This window comes from Nocardia sp. CC227C, assembly GCF_030767025.1.
GTDB lineage: Bacteria > Actinomycetota > Actinomycetes > Mycobacteriales > Mycobacteriaceae > Nocardia.
This window is the reverse complement of record NZ_JASITE010000017.1, coordinates 49,887-66,948: the sequence shown is the minus strand read 5'-3', so window position 1 is coordinate 66,948 and position 17,062 is coordinate 49,887. Positions and strand designations below refer to the sequence as shown.

Below are 17,062 nucleotides of genomic sequence, written 5' to 3'. Positions count from 1 at the left end.
CTACTGCACGCCGCGCAGATATCGGCCGAAATGCGGAACCGTGAAGCCGATGGAGCCGCGCTCGGCCGAATAGATGAGTCCCTTCTTGATCAAACCGTCGCGGGCCGGTGACAGCGACGCCGGTTTGCGTTCCAGGTGTTTCGCCACCGCGGCGGTCGGCACCGGGCCCTCGTCGCCGGCGAGATCGGCCATGGCGCGCATGTACTCCCGCTCGGCCGGGGTGGCGCGCTCGTAGCGGGAACCGAAGAAGCCCACCGCCAGCTCCTCCTCGGCATGCGGTGCGGCCACCTCGACATCCTCGGCGGTGATGGGGCTCTGGGCGGCGACATCCCAGGTCGCCTTCCCGTACGCCTGCACGAAATACGGGTAGCCGTCGGCCTTCCGGTAGAGCGTGTCGAGGGCGTCCTCGGTGAACTTCACGTTCTCCCGCTCCGCCGGTGCGATGAGCGCCTGATCGGCGGAGTCGCGGTCGAGGCGGTCTATGCGGTGGTAGGAGAACAGCCGCTCGGAGTACGACCGGGAGGCCGAGAGCACGGCGGGCAGATGCGGCAGTCCGGCCCCCACCACGATCAAAGGCGCGGCGTCCTGGCTCAATTCGTGGCACGCGCCGCAGATGGCGGAGACGTCGGCGGGGCCCAGATCCTGCATCTCGTCGATGAACACGGCGATGCCGACCTCGCGGTCGCGCACCAGCTGCGCCGCCTCCAGCAGCAGCTCCACCAGGTCGATCTCGATATCGCCGGAATCGGCGCGGCCGGTGACGGCGGGGACGTCGATACCCGGGTTCCAGCGTTCCCGCATGCCCTTGTCGGCGGTGGCGCGCAGGGCGAAAGCCTTGAGGATGCCGAGGAAGTCGTCCATCTGCTCGGGATTGCGATGCGTGGCGGCCACCGAGCGGGCCGCCATGTGCAGTGCCGACGACAGCGGTCGCCGCAGCCCCTGATCGGGTCGCGCCTCCAGCTTGCCGGTGCCCCAGCCGCGCGCCCGCGCCGCCGAGCGCAGTTGATTCAGCAGTACCGTCTTGCCGACCCCGCGCAGCCCGGTGAGCATGACGCTGCGTTCCGGGCGGCCGCGTGCCACCCGTTCCAGCACGACATCGAAGGCGTCGAGCTGACGGCCACGGCCCGCGAGTTCGGGCGGGCGCTGTCCCGCTCCGGGGGCGTACGGGTTGCGCACGGGATCCATGCCGCCCAACCGTAGCGTGAAATCGGCGGATTATCGGGGTATCTACGGGCTCCCCAATAGATGGCTATCGATTGGCATATCGGTCGGCTGGGTACCGGGTCGGCAACGAGCCGAGGCGTGCGTGCGTCCGCGAGGTTCCTGGTTCGCGTCGCAGTCGAGCGCACGTCTCTACTCTTGTGTCTGATTCGCGAAGTAGCCCAGCGCAGGGAGGGACCATGTCGGAGGAAGCTGCACCTGTTCCCACCGTCGCGGAGGTGGTCGAATCGTGGAACGTGCCCGAGGAGGCGCCCGTGGCGGCGCGTATCCGCAACAACATCCTGGTGGCCATCGAGCGCGGATACGACGATCCGCAACTGGTCGCGGATCTCGCCGTGGGTCCGTTGGTGATGGCGCTGGGCAAACTCGAGGTGGAGTTGGCCGATGCCCGGCGGCGGATCGAGCACCTGGAGCGCACGGTCATTCCGGGCGAGTGAAGTGCTCGCGTCCGACTTCCGTTTCGGTAACGGGGGTAACGCCTGTCGTGACTCGGCTGTGACTCGGCGTGTGTGCGTTGAATCGTCCGCTCAGCGGGCGCTTTTGCGCCACGCCGGAACACACCCGCGTGTGGGGTGGACAACACCGGCCCCGAGCCGTAATCTTCTCGTGACTTAGCGGAGTCTGTCGCTTCATCGGAGAGGCGGCCCGCGACGTTACCGCCTAATCGGAGGTCGGGAGAAGGTGCCGACACCGAGCCGGGGACCCAGAGTTCGTGGGGTGAATCCTCATCGGCCACAAGGTCGTCGAGGTAGGGCCGATCTTCCCGGCCCGAACCCGTCAGCTAACTCGGTCGGCGGTCAGAGCAAGGAAGATCGGAGATGTAACTCGGTGGGTAAGCACAGCTTGCAACGGGAATCTCGGCTGCCGAATTCCGTGAAGGGCGCTCTCGTCATGGGCGCGTTCGCCACGGGGGCGTTCCCGGCGATCAACGCCAACGCGGCTCCGATCGAGATCCCCGGTATCGGCACCTTCGACACTCCGCTGTCGGACCAGGATGCCGCGGCGGTCAATACACAGGTTCAGGCATTCACTTCGGGTGTGCTCAACCCGGAGACCAACCAGTTCGGTGGTGGCCTGGGTGTCGGTGGCGGCGCGCAGCTGCCCGGCATCGCCCCGCCGCAGTTCGAACTCCCCGGCTTCGGTCAGCAGCAGGGCCCCGGCAATATCGCCCTGGAGGCCGCCAGGTCCAAGGTCGGCGCACAGTACTCCTGGGGCGCGTCCGGCCCGTACAGCTTCGACTGCTCCGGTCTGGTGCAGTGGGCGTACAAGCAGGCCGGAATCGACCTGCCCCGCACCAGCTTCGAGCAGTCGCACGTCGGCGCTCCGATCGCCTTCGAGAACCTGGCCCCCGGCGATATCGTCATCACCAACGGCGGCGGCCACGTCGGCATCTACGCCGGTGACGGCAAGCTGCTGAATGCGGTCCAGTCCGGCACCCCGGTCTCCTACACCCAGCTCAGCGAGGATCAGGTCGTCACCGCACGCCGTATCGTCTAAGGCGTGGCGCCTGATCGAACCAGTGCACCGGCCCAGGCCCGCGTCGATTCGTGGATCTGGGCCGTTCGCCTCTTCAAGACCCGCTCGGCGGCGGCGACCGCCTGTCGCGGCGGACATGTGCGCGTCAACGGCACGGCGGTGAAGCCCGCCCACCAGATCAAGCCCGGCGACGAGATCCGGGTCCGGGTGGGCGGTCTGGAACGCATCGTCATCGTCGAGCGCGTCATCACCAAACGCGTCGGGGCACCCGTCGCCGCCCAGTGCATGATCGACCGCAGCCCGCCGCCGCCCGACCCGCAGCTCGTCGCCACCATGCCGCGCCGCGATCGCGGCTCCGGCCGTCCCACCAAACGCGAACGGCGCGAGACCGACCGGTTGCTGGGCCGCTCGGGTGCGGCCGAGCGCGACTGATACGCGGGCCGTTGCGCCGCGCTCAGGGCAGGGCGGCGATCTTCAGCGGGATGGCGATGTTCTCGTCCGCGTAGTGCACGGCGCACACTCGGTGGTAGCCGTCGGCGATCTGGAGCGGGACGCCGGTGCGGAAGTCGCCGCGCACCAGCAGAATCGGCGAGAGTGCCTTCCCGGCCACGATCTTCTCCAGATCCCGCCGCACGTACGGATTCATGGCGGGCGCGAGGTCCAGTCGGGCCGCCCGCAGAATGTCCTTGGCCTTCTTGTGCACGACCGGTGCGGCCCGCAGCTCCCGCACCACGGTGTCGATCACCTCGGGTTCGGCCAGCAATTCCAGGAAATCGGCCGCCGCCGGATAGTCGTGCTCCTCCGGCTCCTTCTTCCACTTCACGTCGACCACAGGCTGCGCCATTCGGCCATCATCCCCGCGCGTGCGGCGTGCCGTCATCCGACACGCGGTGGGCGGCATCCTCCCAATCCACCCGAACCACTCGCCGATACCCGTGCGCGGCGGCCAGCCGATCCAATTCCGCCCGCGCCCCGTCCTCCACCGCGACCAGCAGCGTGAAGTCGGGAGCATCGGCCGCCGTCAGCTCCAGCACATTGGCGGCCGCCCCGGCCCGCCACTGCCCCGTATGCACCACCCCGCGAATGGGCGGCCCGCATTCCCGCAGATCGTGCAGCACATGCGCGAGGTCGTCGCGATCCGCGATATCGCAGTGCACCAGGACGATTCGATCCTCCAACCCGTCCAGCGGCGGCGGCAGCGCCCGCGGCGCCCGCGTCAACAGCACCACATCGCTCGCCCCGGCGGCCAGCAGCCAGCACACCGCCCGCACCCCCGCCGGCCCGAGGCCCCCGGTCACCACATACGTGCTCTCCGCCCACACCTCCACATCCGGCACCGGACCAGCCACCCCGCCCGAACCGACGCGATACCCCCACCGGACCGGATGATCCGATGCCCCCGCCGCCGGGTGTCGCCGGTAGTGTGCTGCGGTCGCCGGTTGGTATCGGGCGGTGGCGGGGTATGGCTCGTCGTCCGGCGCGGTGGTCGAGCGCTGCGGTGCCGCGGTGAGTGGGTCGTGCTGGTCGCCTGACGCGGCCGCCGGGCTCGGTGGCGCGGTCGAGTCCGGCTGCGGCTGGTCGTTCGGTGCGGAGCCCCGGTGCCGCGGTGCCGTGGCGTCGGCGTACTGCCGGTCGCTCCGGATGGCGTGCGGCTGCCGGAGAGCGCCGTGGGCGTGGGGCCGGGGTGGGGGTGGGGTGGTGAAGGGGCCGAGGGCGGTCCAGTCGAGGGGACGGCCTTCCAGGTGGAGGCGGGCGAGGGCGCGGAGGAGGGTGGGGGGTTCGTCGGCGCGGGCGGCGACGGGGTGGGTGGAGTCGCGGAACGGGGCGTGTTCGCGGACGGTAGGGGTCAGCGTGGGATGCGGTGCGATCTCGAGGACCGTCGAGAGGCCCTCGGCGGCGGCGTGTTCCAGGGCTGCGGTGAGGTTCACGGGGCCGCGGGAGTGCTCGCCCCAGTAGCCGGCATCCATCTCGGCCGCCAGCACGGCACCGGCCCGGGTGGTCGAGTAGAGCGGGACCACCGGGGTACGCGGCGCTATTCCGGCGAGCCGGTCGACCAGCAGCGGGGCCAGTTCGCGATATCGCGGACCGGGCACCGCCGCACGCCGGGCGCCGGCCTGGTCCGCCAGGCGCTGCGCGAATATGGTGCGGCGGTGCGCGCGACGTACCAGTGCGTCGATATAGCGCGCCTCCCCGGCCACCGTCACCGAGCGGGGACTGTCGATGGCCGCCACCGCGATGGCGGCGCGCATGGGTTCCACCAGCCGTATCGCCTCGGTCGCGGTCGCCTCCAGCACTGCGGTGGCGGCATGGTCGGCCCGCGCCGCTATTCTGCTGTGCTCCACCACGACCCGTGCGGCGTCGGCCACCGACAGCCCGCCCGCGACGGCCGCCGCGGCCATCTCACCCGTGCCGTAGCCGACCACCGCGTCGGCGCGAATTCCCCACCGCGCCAGCAACTCCGCCATGGCCACCTGGTAGACGAAGGTCGCCGCCTGCGCGAATTCCGCACCGCCCCCGCCGTTCCCGAAGCCGAAGCGCGGCGTCCACACCCGCGGCCCGCCCGCCGCCACCACCGCGTCGGCGGTATCCATGAGCGCCCGCGCGAACACCGGATAGCGTGCCGCCAGTCCGCGCCCCATCCCCGGATACGGCTCGCTCGACCCGGAACACAAGAACAGCACACCGCCCCGCGCCGCCCCGGCCCGCGGCCCGAAAACCTCGGTCACCGCACCCCGCCTCACCTCGGTCGTCTCCACCCGCCGAGCAGGCGCTCTCCATTGCTGCCCGATCTGTAGGAGTTGCTGAGGCTCCCGATGCTCGTCCCGCTGCTGCGGCTCCTCGTCGCGCTGGCGTCGGTCGCCCTGTTCGCGCCATCCGCTCCGCTCGTGCCGATCTGCCCGGTGGACTTGCACTGTTCGTTCGCTCCGCGCCACCGATCGGCCGTCCTCCGTTCGCCCGCTCCGCGCCACCGGTCGGCCCTGTTCCGCCTGCTCGATTCGTTCCGCCCGTCGGGCTCGTTCCGCCGCCGAGACCGGCTGCCGGGCGGCCGCGATCCGGGCGGCGAGCGAGCGCAGCTGCGCGGCGGCATCGTCCCGGTCGCGCCCGAGGACCGCCGCCCGCACCGGCCCCGGCAGCATCCGCCCGGTGGCGGCGGCGAATTCGCGCAGCGAGCGGTGCCTGCCGAGCTGCTCGGCCCAGTGCAGCGCCGTGTCGTGCACCTCGAGGGCATCGCGTCCGCTCAACGCGATCAGTACCGGCGGTTCGTCCCCGCGCTCCAACCGTGCCAGCCGGTCGTTGTGCGCGTGCGCGCTGTCCAGATCGAGCGGAATACGCCTACCGCCGGCGATAGCCGAGAAATCCGTGACGCCGGTGATTTCGGCGTGCATCCGGATGCCGCCGCGCCTGGCGTCCGCGACCCGATGCACGATGACGACGGTGAACTCATCGCTGCCCGCGCCTATTTCGTCGTCTTCGATCGAAATATCCGGCGACAGCGGCAGGTCCATGCCGCCCGCGATGACGAACGGCACCGACTCGTCGGCCAGCAGCCGGACCGCGGTATCCACGGCGGCGGCCGCCGATGCGGATCCGCTGTCCAGCATCAGGCTGGGACCGCGCAACCCGAGTGCCCACGACAGCCGGTTGGCGAGATTGTCCGTGCCGGGCGGTCCGCATCCCGCTGCCCCGAACACCACCGCCGCACTCGACCCCCGCGCCGAATAGCCCAAACCGGAGTCATCCAACGCCGCGACAGCCAGCTGCAGCCCGGCCACCTGCCACGGCTCCAATCTCGCCGCATCCACTTCGGTCAGCCCGAACCACGCCTGATCGAAATCCGCCGGGCGGTCGAATTCCGTTGCCGGACAGTCGAGCCCGAGTTCCGGAAGCCCGGCCCCGGCGGTCGCGCCTCGACTCACGGTGGTGCACGCACGCCCGTGGTCCGTAGTCGGGCCTTCGTTCCGAACCGCGCCGATGCTCGAACCCGCCGGGCCGACGCCATCTGCGGGTGCGCCATCGTCCACCGATGTATCCGACGCCGTGGCTCGGCCATCTCGCGTCGTCCGGTCGGCGCGCGCGGCGCTGCCGTGCGCGGCGCTCACCGCACCCCGTGCGAGGCCGACCACGCCCACCGCTGGCAGAGTCGGTGCCGGGTGATCGGGTGCCGGCGCTGGGCGATCCGGCGCACCACCCGCGCTCATGGCTCGCCACGCTGAGGTCGTGTGGGTTCGGCGCGACCCGAGTCGCGCACGGCTGTGCGGTGTGCGTGCCGGTGCCGCACGGTGGTTCCGGCCGATGCTGTCGTACTCTCCCGCACAGGAATTCCCTCCCGCGTCCGGCGGTCCCGGCCGCCGAGGTACCCCCCGCGATTATGCCGAGCGCGCACCCCGCTCCGAAAGTCCCGTCGGCGTGCCGGGCCGACCGGTCGGCACTTAATGTCCCGGGTGCAGTGAGCCTTCCCCGCCCGATTCGGGATCGCATAGCCTGACGCGGTGAGCTTCGATGTCACCGCCGGTCGCCCGTCCACCCTCGGCACCCTGGCGCGCTGCTGCACCGCGCTCGCCGCCACCCCCGCGCGCCTGCTGCGGCCCCGCCGACCGGACGCCGACTTCCTGGCCGGACTCGAGGTGGCCGATCCGGCCGCCCCGCGGGCCACGGTCACATTGCGGGCGCTCATCCAGGGCCGGATGGCGGCCCCCGAGATCATCGTGGCGGAGGGCGTGCGCAGCCTGCGCGAGTTGCCCATGGCCATGGGCGCGTTCCTGGTCGAGCATCCGCGCGCCAGGTTCCTGGTCGATCCCGCCCTGTGCGCGAATGTGCACGAGCGAGTCATCCCCGGTCTGCCGTTCCCGGTGCCGCTGCTGGTCTCCCCGGAGAAGCCGGTGCTGGGCCTGCGCGACGCCCTCGCCGCCCGCGATCTCTCCGGGGACGACATCGATTTCGTGCTGGCCACGCACCTGCACTGGGATCACGTGTCGGGACTGCTGGAACTGCCGGACTCGGTCGAATTACGCCTGCCCGCCGTTGAATACGACTGGGCCATGCGCGGCGCGCACGCCCCGATCGGCGTGGTGCGCGCACCGCTGCGCGACCGCGCCGTCGGCGGCCTGGAACTGGACGGTCCCCCGGTGCTGACCTTCCCGCGCAGCCACGATCTGTTCGGTGACGGCGCGGTCGTGCTGGTCGACCTCGCGGGCCACACCCCGGGCAGTGTCGGCGTCCTGCTGGCCGTAGCCGACGGCACCCGCGTGCTGCTCGCGGGTGATGCGGTGTGGAATCGGGTGCAGGTGCGCCTGATTCGCGAGAAGGCACCCATGCCCGGCCAGCTCTTCGACGCCGACCGCGACGCCGCCTTCCGCACCATTGCGCGCCTGCACGCCCTGCCCGACGGCATCGAGGTCATCGCCTCCCACGACTACGACGCCTGCGCCGCCCGCGCCTGAACGCTTGTCGAGCTCGCCCGCCTCTCCGTGTCTTCGGCGCACGGCTGAAATGCGCTGACCGCTGTGCACGCGTGCCGGCGGTCGAGTGCCGACCCGATTTCGGGCGTACCCGGTGAGCTACCCGAACGTCGCGAGATCAGTCGTCCGGTTGGTTCGGAGGCGGGTCAACGCATCATGCCCGCCAAGCGGGAGTTGATGATCGACTCCGCCTCGGTGACCATGCGCGACACCAGCTCCGCACAGGTCGGGATGTCATTGATCAGACCCTGCACCTGACCGGCCGACCAGATGCCCGCGTCCAGGTCGCCCTCCTCGAAGACGCGCCGTCCGCGCGCACCGGCGACGAGATCGCGCACATCCTCGAACTTGCCGCCGGACTTCTCGATCTCGACGACCTTGCGGCTGATCTCGTTGTTCGCCACGCGCGCGGTGTTGTGCATGGTGCGGAAGATGAGCTGGGTGTCGCGCTCGCTGTGCGCCACGATCTGCTCCTTCACCGTCTGGTGAATGGCCGACTCCCGGGTGCACATGAAGCGGGTGCCCATGTTCACGCCGTCCGCGCCCAGCGCCAGCGCGGCCACCAGGCCGCGGGCGTCGGCGATACCGCCGGAGGCGATGACCGGGATGTCCAGCACCTGGGTGGCGGCCGGGATCAGGATCAGGCCGGGCACATCGTCCTCACCCGGGTGACCGGCGCATTCGAAGCCGTCGATGCTCACGCCGTCCACGCCGATCTTCTGCGCCTTGAGGGCGTGCCGCACGCTGGTGCACTTGTGCAGCACCTTGATTCCGGCTTCCTTGTAGTACGGCAGGAAGGGCTCCGGATTGCTGCCCGCGGTCTCGACGATCTTCACGCCGGACTCGATGATCGCCTTGACGTAGTCCTGGTACGGCGGCGGGTTGATGGAGGGCAGGATGGTGACGTTCACGCCGAAGGGCTTGTCGGTCAGCGACCGCGCCTTCTCGATCTCGGCCAGCAGATCGTCCGGAGTGGGCTGGGTGAGCGCGGTGATGATGCCGAGACCACCGGCCTCCGACACCGCGGCGGCCAGTTCGGCGCGACCGACCCACATCATGCCGCCCTGCACGATCGGGTGCTCGACCCCGAACTCCTCGGTGAACCTGGTACGCAGCGTCACGCTGTCCTCCTAGCCTCTCGCGGGTCGCACACACGCCCGGACTGGCCCGATAGTCGCATAGTTGCATATGGGGGGACAACCCTCATGTGAGCGATCGTTTGCACTCTGAATCAGCGGTCTGCGGCCATCCTGTGGATAAACGGTCAGCGCTCGGCGATGTGAAGTAGCAAAAACAACGCCTTTGAGCTGCTGAATGATCGAATGAGAAATTTTCGCCAGAACCTTCTCTGTAACCCTTGTCACGCCAGAAAGTTAGTTGCTATTCTCGCGACTGTTCACTCCCCGTGTGAGAGGAAGCAGTATGACCGCCGGTATCCAGCCGCTCGATGAGCCCCTTCGGTCGCGGCGCAACCACTGGGTCAACCAGATCGCGACCCATGCGGCCATGCGGCCCGACCGGGTGGCATTCCGCTTCCAGGGCGTGGACACCACGTGGCGGCAGCTGCACGAGCGTTCGGAGAAGTTCGCCGACGCGCTCGCCCGTCGAGGGGTCGGGTTCGGCGATCGCGTGCTCATCCTGGCGCTCAACTACACCGAGTACATCGAGGCCGTCATGGGCATCAATGCCCTCGGGGCCATCGCGGTGCCGGTGAACTTCCGTCTCACCCCGCCCGAGGTGGCCTACATCGTGGGCGATTCCGGCGCGAAGGCCATCGTCACCGACGCGCCGTTGCAGCCGCTCGCCACCGCCATGGTGGGCCAGGTCCCCGCGCTGGAGACCTGCGTGGTCATCAACGGGCAGACCGGCGACGGCGTGATCGGCTACGACGACTTCATCGCGGAGGCGGGCGAACCGCACGCGCCGCTGGACATCCCCGAGGACACGCCCTGCCTGATCATGTACACCTCGGGCACCACCGGCAGCCCCAAGGGCGCGGTGCTCACCCACGCGAACATGACCGCGCAGGGGCTCACCTGTATCCGGGCCATGGAGATCACCGAGGAGTCCATCGGCTTCTGCACCTCCCCGCTGTTCCACATCGCGGGCCTGGGATCGCTGACCCCGTACTTCATGCTGGGCGGCAAGACGATCCTGCACCCGTTGGGCGCTTTCGACGCCGGTCAGTGGCTCGACGCCGTGGAGGCGGAGCAGGCCACCACCGCCTTCTGCGTCCCCGCCCAGTGGCAGATGATCTGCGAGGACCCGACGATCGAGCAGCGCAAGCTGGCGCTGCGCTCGCTGTGCTGGGGTGCGGCCCCGGCCTCCGACACGGTGTTGCGGGCCATGGCGGACCGCTTCCCGGAGGCGTTCAACGTCGCGGTGTTCGGCCAGACCGAGATGTCGCCCATCACCTGTGTGCTGGAGGGCAAGGACGCGCTGCGCAAGCTCGGCTCGGTCGGCAGGCCCATCCCCACCATCCAGGCCCGCGTGGTCGACGACGAGATGAACGATGTGGCCCCCGGCGAGGTGGGTGAGATCGTCTATCGCGGACCGACTCTCATGCAGGGCTACTGGAACAAGCCCGAGGCCACCGCGGAAGCCTTCGCGGGCGGCTGGTTCCACTCCGGCGACCTGGTGCGGCAGGACGAGGAGGGTTTCGTCTGGGTGGTGGACCGCAAGAAGGACATGATCATCTCCGGCGGTGAGAACATCTACTGCGCCGAGGTGGAGAACGTGCTGTTCGCCCATCCCAAGATCCGCGAGGCGGCGGTGATCGCCCGCCCGCACGAGAAGTGGGGCGAGGTGCCGGTGGCGGTGGTGGCGCTGTTGCCCGACACCGATCTGACCCTGGCGGAGCTCGAGCCCTTCCTCAACGAGAACCTGGCTCGCTACAAGCACCCCAAGGATCTGGTGATCGTGCCGGAGCTGCCCCGCAACGCGAGCGGCAAGGTCGTCAAAGTCGCACTGCGCAAGGACTTCTCATGAACCGACTGCTCGGGTAACCGAGTGCCGCCGCGGCGCGCTGTACCGCCATTCCGGCGCGCCGCGGCCCCCGCATGGCGCACTATGGGGTCATGATGCTCGAACCTGGGCGCACCGCGGTGCTCGCTCTGCACTGGCAGGTGAATGTGATTCGGCCCGAAGGGTTCTTCGGTCCCATGCTGGCGGAACCGATCGCGGAGAGCGGGGTGGTGGACCGGGCGGTCGAGTTCCACAATGCCGCCGCCGCGGCGGGCCTTCCGCTCGTGTTCACCCGCTTCACCATTCCCGTCGGCGAGGGCGCGTTGGTGCGCAATACCGGATTCATGCGCTCGGTCGCCGCCGCGCAGACCGAGTTCCGCCCGAATTCTCCTGGCACGCAGATCATTCCGGAGATGTCGGCGCAGGCGCGCGCGGGTGCGGTCTTCGACAATCAGAAGCTGTCCGGCCTGGCGGGCAGCGCCCTGCCGGACTGGCTCGCCGCCCGCGGCATCGACACCCTGCTCGTCACCGGCGTCGCCACCAACCTCACGGTCGAGCAGACCGCCCGGCACGGCACGGATCTCGGTTTCTACCTGCACCCGGTGGCCGACTGCGTGGCCGCCGCGACGGCCGAAACCCATGCATCTTCCCTGGCCGACCTCGAATTGACCACGGCCGGTTGCCTTTCCGTCGATCAAGTGCTCGAACACCTGCACGGTGCCCGTCGCTGAGCCCGAGCTCAGATCTTGTCGTTCGAGGTGAGCCACCGCATGATCGGCCAGCCGACGGCCACCGGCAGCCAGCAGGTGAGCACCCGGTAGAGCAGCACCGCCGGCACCGCGATACTCGCGGGCACGCCGAACGCCGCCAGACCGCCGATGAGCGCCGCCTCCACCGCGCCGACGCCGCCGGGTGTCGGCGCGGCCGAGGCCAGCGTGCCGCCGATCATGGTCACCACCGTGACCGTCACGAAAGTCGTACTGCCGCCGAAGGCTTCGATGCTGGTCCACAGCGCCAGCGCCGCGCCGAGCGTGGTCGCCGCGCAACCGCCCACTATCATCACCAGCCGCAGCGGACTGCGCACCAGCTCGTGCAGCGAACTCACCACCTCCGCCAGCTGTGGCCGCACCTCGGTGCGCAGCCACCGCCGCACGGTCGGCAGGAAGATGGACACGCCCAGCAGGCCCAGCAGCACACCGCCCACCAGGTACAGCACCGTGGCATTGGGGAAGATGTGCGACAGATCCGCCGAAACACCCGCCGCCACACTGAAGAAGATGAGCAGCACGATGTGCGTGACCACCTGCACCGACTGCTGCATGGCCACCGCGGCCGTGGCCCGCACCGCGCCCAATCCGCTCTTCTGCAGGAAGCGCACGCTCAGTGCCAGACCGCCGACACCCGCTGGAGTCGTGGTGGCGGCGAAGGTGTTCGCCACCTGCATGAGCATCAGATTGCGCAGGTTCACCGCCGCCCCGGCGCACGCCCACAGCGCCATGGCCGCGCCGATGTACTTGAGCACCGAGACGAGCAGGCCGAGCAGCGCCCACCACCAGTTGGCGTTGCTGAGTTCGGAGGTGAAGGTGGGCACCGCGCTGATGTACGGGTAGGCCACGTACACCAGGCCGATGAGCAGCACCAGCTGGATGATCTGATTGCGGGAGAACCGGGTGATCTGCGCGGCCTCGATGCGGTCCTGCCCGGTCTGGTGCGCCACCTGATCGCGGGTGGCCTCGAGCACGTCCTTGAACTCCGGTACCGACTTGCGCACCTGCACCGGGATGGCGACCTTGGTGAGCCGACGGGAGGCGGTCAGCACCCGCTGCGGGCCCAGCACCTCGAGCGCCGTTCGCACGGCGGTCTCCGGGCCGAACACATCGGCCGTGGTGACCAGCAGCTGCGCCACATCCGACTGGAACCGTGCGTCGTACGCCCCGAACTCGGATTGGGTGAATCCGCCGAACAGCACGTCGCCGCCCGCGACGCGGACATCGTCGGCGCGCAGTTCGCCGTGCGAGATCTGCGCCCTGTGCATGGTGTCCAGCGCCCGCCACACATCGCCCAGCTGTTCTACGTGTGTTTCGGCCAGCGGATCCCCAGCGGACACGGTGTGCGCGTACAGCATCCAGCCGCGGTCCAGCGCGGCCACGGTGAGCGGTTTGTTGCTGCCCAGTCCGAGATCCCCGATGGCGATGCCCATGAGCGCCCGGTGCTCCACCGCCCGCCGCATGGAGGCGAACAGCGCCGGGTACTCCCCGCTGCGGATCGTCAGCCACCGTCGCAGGGCGTGCAACGCGCTGCGACTGCGCTGGTTGGCTCCGTAGAGTTCCACGACCACCTCGTCCTCGGCGGGCGTATGCCGGATGGAATCGAGGGCGGCGGCACGGCCGTCGGCCTGGTTCCGCGCGGGCGCGACCGAGTCCGGCGGCGCGCCGATGTCGCGCTCCGTCTTCTCGGTGGTCGCGACGGCGGTGGTCGTGGTACCGCCACCGGCGGCGGCGCGCGCCGCCGTGTTCGTCGAACCGCGCCCGGCGACCGATCCCGAGGCGATGACCGCCGCCATTCCGGGCGTGGTCACCGGGCCGACTCCCGTTCGCGGCGTGGTGCTGGCCGAGAGCACCAGCGGACCCCGCCCACCCGGGCGCAGCACCGTGAAGGCGTTCACCTGGTATCCGCGCCGGGCGAGCACCCGCACCGCCGCGTCCAGCGGCACCTCCAGCGCGGGCGTGCCGACCACCAGCACGATCACCGCGCCCACGAACCAGCCGATGGCCAGGCCGAGCAGGGCGCGCGCGGGCACCACCAAACTCACCACCAGGTGAATCGGGACGAAGGCCAGCAGCAGCGTCCACCACCAGCGCCGGGCGCGGGCGGGCAGCCACGGACTGGCGACGGTCAGGGTGGCGGCCAACATGGCGATCCAGCGCGGATCGTCGAGGAATTGCGACAGGAAGGTGTTCACCTGCTGCGGTTCCGACAGATGCCAGCTGGGGGCGGCGAATCCGGTGCCGGTGAAGGAGAACGCCAGCAGGGCGATCAGGCCGGCGGACAGGTAGCCGCCCAGCAGTTTCCATTGCCCCCGCCAGATCAGGCGCAGGAAGATGGCGAACGGCAGCGCCAGGATCGCGATCCCGTACCCGATGTAGACCGCGTTGGACTGCTCCGGCGTCAGGAAGCCGATGATGTCGGACAGCGACCTCTCCAGCGCCTCCCACTGCGGCCGGGTGATGAGCGAGCCCACGATGACGACGGCGACCAGCAGCGCGGACAGCACCACCCGCAGAATGTCGCTGGTACGCCGGAGCCGTGGCTGCAGCAGGCTGCCGGCGACGGGTATTTCCCGTCCGTCGACTCGCATGTCCTATCGGCGCTTTCGGATCGTGGGAACGGCCTCGGTCCCATGGTCGGCTCGGTGTCTGGCGGGCGGATGAACAGGCGAACCCGCACACCTACCCGCCGGTTACGGTAACCCGTCGCGCCGGTCCGGCGGGACGAGCCCATCTCCCAGTGTGTCCGGCGTGTCCGCCCCGGCGCTCCCGATATGTCCTGGCAACCGCCGGGCGCACCTGGAAGTATCGACCCGTGCTCGAGGATCTTCGCGTGTGTTTCGTCGGTGAATCGTTCGTCGCGGGGGTCGGAGATCAGCAATGTCTCGGCTGGGCGGGCCGCCTGGCGGTGCGGGCGATCGCGGCCGGACAACCACTCACCTACTACAACCTCGGCGTGCGCCGGGAAACCTCCACCCGGTTGCACGCCCGCTGGCTCGCCGAATGCGCGCCGCGGCTACCGGCGGGCTGCGACGGCCGGCTGGTGCTGTCGACGGGCGTGAACGACACCATGCACGAGAACGGGCGGCCGCGCGTCCCGCTCGAGGAATCGGTGGCGAATCTCGCGGGCGTGCTGGACACCGCGCGCGCCCGGGAGTGGTCCGTCCTGGTGGTCGCGCCGCCGCCCGTCGCGGACGCCGCGCACACCGACCGCATCGCCGCCCTGGACGAGCGCTTCGCGACGCACTGCGACGCGGTCGGCGTCCCGTACCTGCGGGTGCACACAGCCCTGCGGGACAACCGCGTGTGGATGGCCGAGGTCGCCGCCGGAGACGGCGCGCATCCGGGTGCGGCCGGATACGACGAATTCGCCGAGCTGTCGGCCCCGTACTGGCTGCGGTGGCTGGGCATCACGATCTCCTAGCGCACCGACGGATGTCCGAGGGGCACAACGGACGTCCGAGGGGCACCGATGAGTTTTCGGCGGGCTTTCCGTCTGCATGTTCGAGTCCGCTCGGCCGTGCCGCGGCGGAAGAACCCCACACCGAGAGTGAGAAAATCATGGGCAAGATCGTTGTCGCCGAATTCGTTTCGCTGGACGGCGTTATCGAGAATCCGGCCTGGACCGTGCCGTTCTGGAACGACGACATCGCCGACTACAAGAGCGCCGAGATGCGGGAGGCCGACGCGCTGCTGCTCGGCCGCGTCACGCACGAGGCGTTCGCCGCGGCCTGGCCGAACCACCCGGAGGAGGGTGAGTACAAGGACAAGATGAACGCCATGCCCAAGCATGTGGCCAGCTCCCGGTCGGATCTGGAATGGAACGGCCACCGCATCGAGGGCGATCTGGCCGACTCCGTCGCCAAGCTGCGCGCCGAACAGAATCTGCTGGTCTTCGGCAGCTCCAAGCTGGTCCATTTCCTGGAGGCGAACGGCCTGGTGGACGAATACCGCCTGGTCATCTACCCGGTACTGCTCGGTAAGGGCGATCGGCTGTGGGTGGATGTCGACGCCGAGGCGACCCTGGAGGCGGTCGAGACCACCGCGCTCGACAACGGTGTCGTCCTGGCCACCTACCGGGTCGGCGACCCCACCGTCACCCGTCCCAGTTTCGGGTGAATCGGGCGTCTCGCAGCCGCCGGAATCGCGAATAGCATCACGAACTTCCGTCGTGCCGGTCGACGCCGGGATATGCCTACCGGTACGTGCGTTCGTAACCTTGTGGCGTGGACATCGATACGCGACTGCTGCGTTACTTCATGGCGGTCGCGGAAACCGAGAATTTGGCGCGGGCCGCGCAGCGACTCCATGTCGCGCAGCCCGCGCTGGCCACACAGATAAAACAGCTGGAAAACCAGCTTGGAGTGGAACTGTTCATCCGGTCCCGGGCGGGGATGACGCTCACCGCGCCGGGCAAGGTGCTGGCAAAGCAGGTGCCGGGATTACTGGCCGGATGGGACCGCATTCTGCGCGAGACCAAGAGCGATGCCAGCCGTACCGCCTGCGTGCTGCGTCTCGGTGCGGTGCCCAGCGCGGCCGACGGGCATATTCCCGAGATCATCCGGGTCTTCCACCGGCTGCATCCGGACTGGGAGGTCGATCTGCGGCAGGGCGGGTGGACCGATCCGACCGCCGGACTCGACGAGGGCGATGTCGACGTCGCCATCCTGCGGCTGCCGTTCCCGGGTCAGGACGAGTACCACCTCCGCGAGCTGTTCACCGAACCCCGCTGGATCGCGCTGCCGGAGGACCATCCACTGGCCGAGCGCGAGGACATCGCCTTCCGCGAGCTGTGGGACGAGCCCTATGTGGCCTCGCCCGCGGACACCGGCTGGTGGCGCGACTACTGGATGGGGCTGGACGCCCGGCCCCGCGACACCGCCATCGTCGGCGCCATCGCGCGCAGTACCGACGAGTGGCTGACCGCCATCGCGGGCGGCTACGGGGTCAGCTTCACCCCCGCGTCCACCTCGCACACCCATGCCCGGCCCGGGGTGGTGTTCCGGCCGGTGCACGGCATCGGGCCGACCCGCGTGGCGGTGGTGTGGCCGGACGCCTCCGAAACCGATCCCGTGGTGCGGTATTTCGTCCGCTGCTGCTCCGATGTGATCGGCCAGTCCGCCGACGGCTACCGGCGTCCGTCGTAGCCGAAACAGCGTCGTGGCCGCATCGCAT

14 protein-coding genes and 1 riboswitch are annotated in these 17,062 nt (G+C 69.7%); of the genes, 9 read left to right on the top strand and 5 right to left on the bottom strand.

What is annotated here, in order from left to right:
* A complete protein-coding gene (locus QMO76_RS28730) occupies positions 1-1,185 on the bottom strand; it encodes an ATP-binding protein (protein WP_306364469.1) in 1,185 nt (394 codons plus the stop codon).
* A gap of 215 nt (positions 1,186-1,400) precedes the next feature.
* Between QMO76_RS28730 and QMO76_RS28725 the strand changes: the two genes are divergently transcribed.
* The 3 genes from QMO76_RS28725 (at position 1,401) to QMO76_RS28715 (ending at position 3,129) form a co-directional block, all read left to right on the top strand.
* Positions 1,401-1,658 (top strand): hypothetical protein, encoded by a 258-nt coding sequence (locus tag QMO76_RS28725; RefSeq protein WP_306364468.1) that lies wholly within the window; start codon positions 1,401-1,403, stop codon positions 1,656-1,658.
* A 210-nt stretch (positions 1,659-1,868) separates the two neighbouring features.
* A riboswitch (cyclic di-AMP (ydaO/yuaA leader) is annotated at positions 1,869-2,033 on the top strand.
* Between the two features lie 16 nt (positions 2,034-2,049).
* Positions 2,050-2,718 (top strand): C40 family peptidase, encoded by a 669-nt coding sequence (locus tag QMO76_RS28720; RefSeq protein WP_306364467.1) that lies wholly within the window; start codon positions 2,050-2,052, stop codon positions 2,716-2,718.
* A 3-nt stretch (positions 2,719-2,721) separates the two neighbouring features.
* Entirely contained in the window at positions 2,722-3,129 is a 408-nt protein-coding gene (locus QMO76_RS28715; protein WP_306364466.1) for an RNA-binding S4 domain-containing protein, read from the top strand.
* 22 nt (positions 3,130-3,151) lie between these two features.
* On the opposite strand, the gene QMO76_RS28710 is transcribed toward QMO76_RS28715, so the two are convergent.
* On the bottom strand, positions 3,152-3,529 hold the full coding sequence (locus tag QMO76_RS28710) for a hypothetical protein (protein ID WP_306364552.1): 378 nt from the start codon (positions 3,527-3,529) through the stop codon (positions 3,152-3,154).
* A gap of 19 nt (positions 3,530-3,548) precedes the next feature.
* Entirely contained in the window at positions 3,549-6,614 is a 3,066-nt protein-coding gene (locus QMO76_RS28705) for an acyltransferase domain-containing protein (RefSeq protein WP_306364465.1), read from the bottom strand.
* A gap of 573 nt (positions 6,615-7,187) precedes the next feature.
* Between QMO76_RS28705 and QMO76_RS28700 the strand changes: the two genes are divergently transcribed.
* Positions 7,188-8,138 (top strand): MBL fold metallo-hydrolase, encoded by a 951-nt coding sequence (locus QMO76_RS28700; RefSeq protein ID WP_306364464.1) that lies wholly within the window; start codon positions 7,188-7,190, stop codon positions 8,136-8,138.
* Positions 8,139-8,302: 164 nt separating this feature from the next.
* Here the strand turns inward: QMO76_RS28700 and QMO76_RS28695 are convergent, their stop codons facing one another.
* Positions 8,303-9,271: a nitronate monooxygenase family protein gene (locus QMO76_RS28695; protein ID WP_306364551.1), complete on the bottom strand. Its 969-nt coding sequence runs from the start codon at positions 9,269-9,271 to the stop codon at positions 8,303-8,305.
* Between the two features lie 307 nt (positions 9,272-9,578).
* Here QMO76_RS28695 and fadD5 point away from each other — a divergent pair, with 307 nt between their 5' ends.
* Positions 9,579-11,144 carry a fatty-acid--CoA ligase FadD5 gene (fadD5, locus tag QMO76_RS28690; protein WP_306364463.1) on the top strand — a complete coding sequence of 522 codons (1,566 nt, stop codon included), beginning with the start codon at positions 9,579-9,581 and terminating at the stop codon, positions 11,142-11,144.
* An 89-nt stretch (positions 11,145-11,233) separates the two neighbouring features.
* Positions 11,234-11,851 carry a cysteine hydrolase gene (locus QMO76_RS28685; protein WP_306364462.1) on the top strand — a complete coding sequence of 206 codons (618 nt, stop codon included), beginning with the start codon at positions 11,234-11,236 and terminating at the stop codon, positions 11,849-11,851.
* An 8-nt stretch (positions 11,852-11,859) separates the two neighbouring features.
* On the opposite strand, the gene QMO76_RS28680 is transcribed toward QMO76_RS28685, so the two are convergent.
* Positions 11,860-14,478, bottom strand: coding sequence for a lysylphosphatidylglycerol synthase transmembrane domain-containing protein (locus QMO76_RS28680; RefSeq protein ID WP_306364461.1), 2,619 nt, complete (start codon positions 14,476-14,478; stop codon positions 11,860-11,862).
* Between the two features lie 242 nt (positions 14,479-14,720).
* Here QMO76_RS28680 and QMO76_RS28675 point away from each other — a divergent pair, with 242 nt between their 5' ends.
* The 3 genes from QMO76_RS28675 to QMO76_RS28665 all read left to right on the top strand — a co-directional run bounded on the left by QMO76_RS28675 (position 14,721) and on the right by QMO76_RS28665 (position 17,034).
* Positions 14,721-15,311: a GDSL-type esterase/lipase family protein gene (locus tag QMO76_RS28675; RefSeq protein ID WP_306364460.1), complete on the top strand. Its 591-nt coding sequence runs from the start codon at positions 14,721-14,723 to the stop codon at positions 15,309-15,311.
* A 137-nt stretch (positions 15,312-15,448) separates the two neighbouring features.
* A complete protein-coding gene (locus QMO76_RS28670) occupies positions 15,449-16,006 on the top strand; it encodes a dihydrofolate reductase family protein (protein ID WP_306364459.1) in 558 nt (185 codons plus the stop codon).
* A 107-nt stretch (positions 16,007-16,113) separates the two neighbouring features.
* Positions 16,114-17,034, top strand: coding sequence for a LysR family transcriptional regulator (locus QMO76_RS28665; protein WP_306364458.1), 921 nt, complete (start codon positions 16,114-16,116; stop codon positions 17,032-17,034).
* Positions 17,035-17,062 lie beyond the last annotated feature (28 nt).

What these genes read in the sequence shown, in the direction of transcription:
- QMO76_RS28680 (WP_306364461.1), bottom strand. Translation starts at nt 14,478, where the DNA reads ATGCGAGTCGACGGACGGGAAATACCCGTCGCCGGCAGCCTGCTGCAG.
- QMO76_RS28670 (WP_306364459.1), top strand. Translation starts at nt 15,449, where the DNA reads ATGGGCAAGATCGTTGTCGCCGAATTCGTTTCGCTGGACGGCGTTATC.
- QMO76_RS28725 (WP_306364468.1), top strand. Translation starts at nt 1,401, where the DNA reads ATGTCGGAGGAAGCTGCACCTGTTCCCACCGTCGCGGAGGTGGTCGAA.
- QMO76_RS28730 (WP_306364469.1), bottom strand. Translation starts at nt 1,185, where the DNA reads ATGGATCCCGTGCGCAACCCGTACGCCCCCGGAGCGGGACAGCGCCCG.
- fadD5 (WP_306364463.1), top strand. Translation starts at nt 9,579, where the DNA reads ATGACCGCCGGTATCCAGCCGCTCGATGAGCCCCTTCGGTCGCGGCGC.
- QMO76_RS28685 (WP_306364462.1), top strand. Translation starts at nt 11,234, where the DNA reads ATGATGCTCGAACCTGGGCGCACCGCGGTGCTCGCTCTGCACTGGCAG.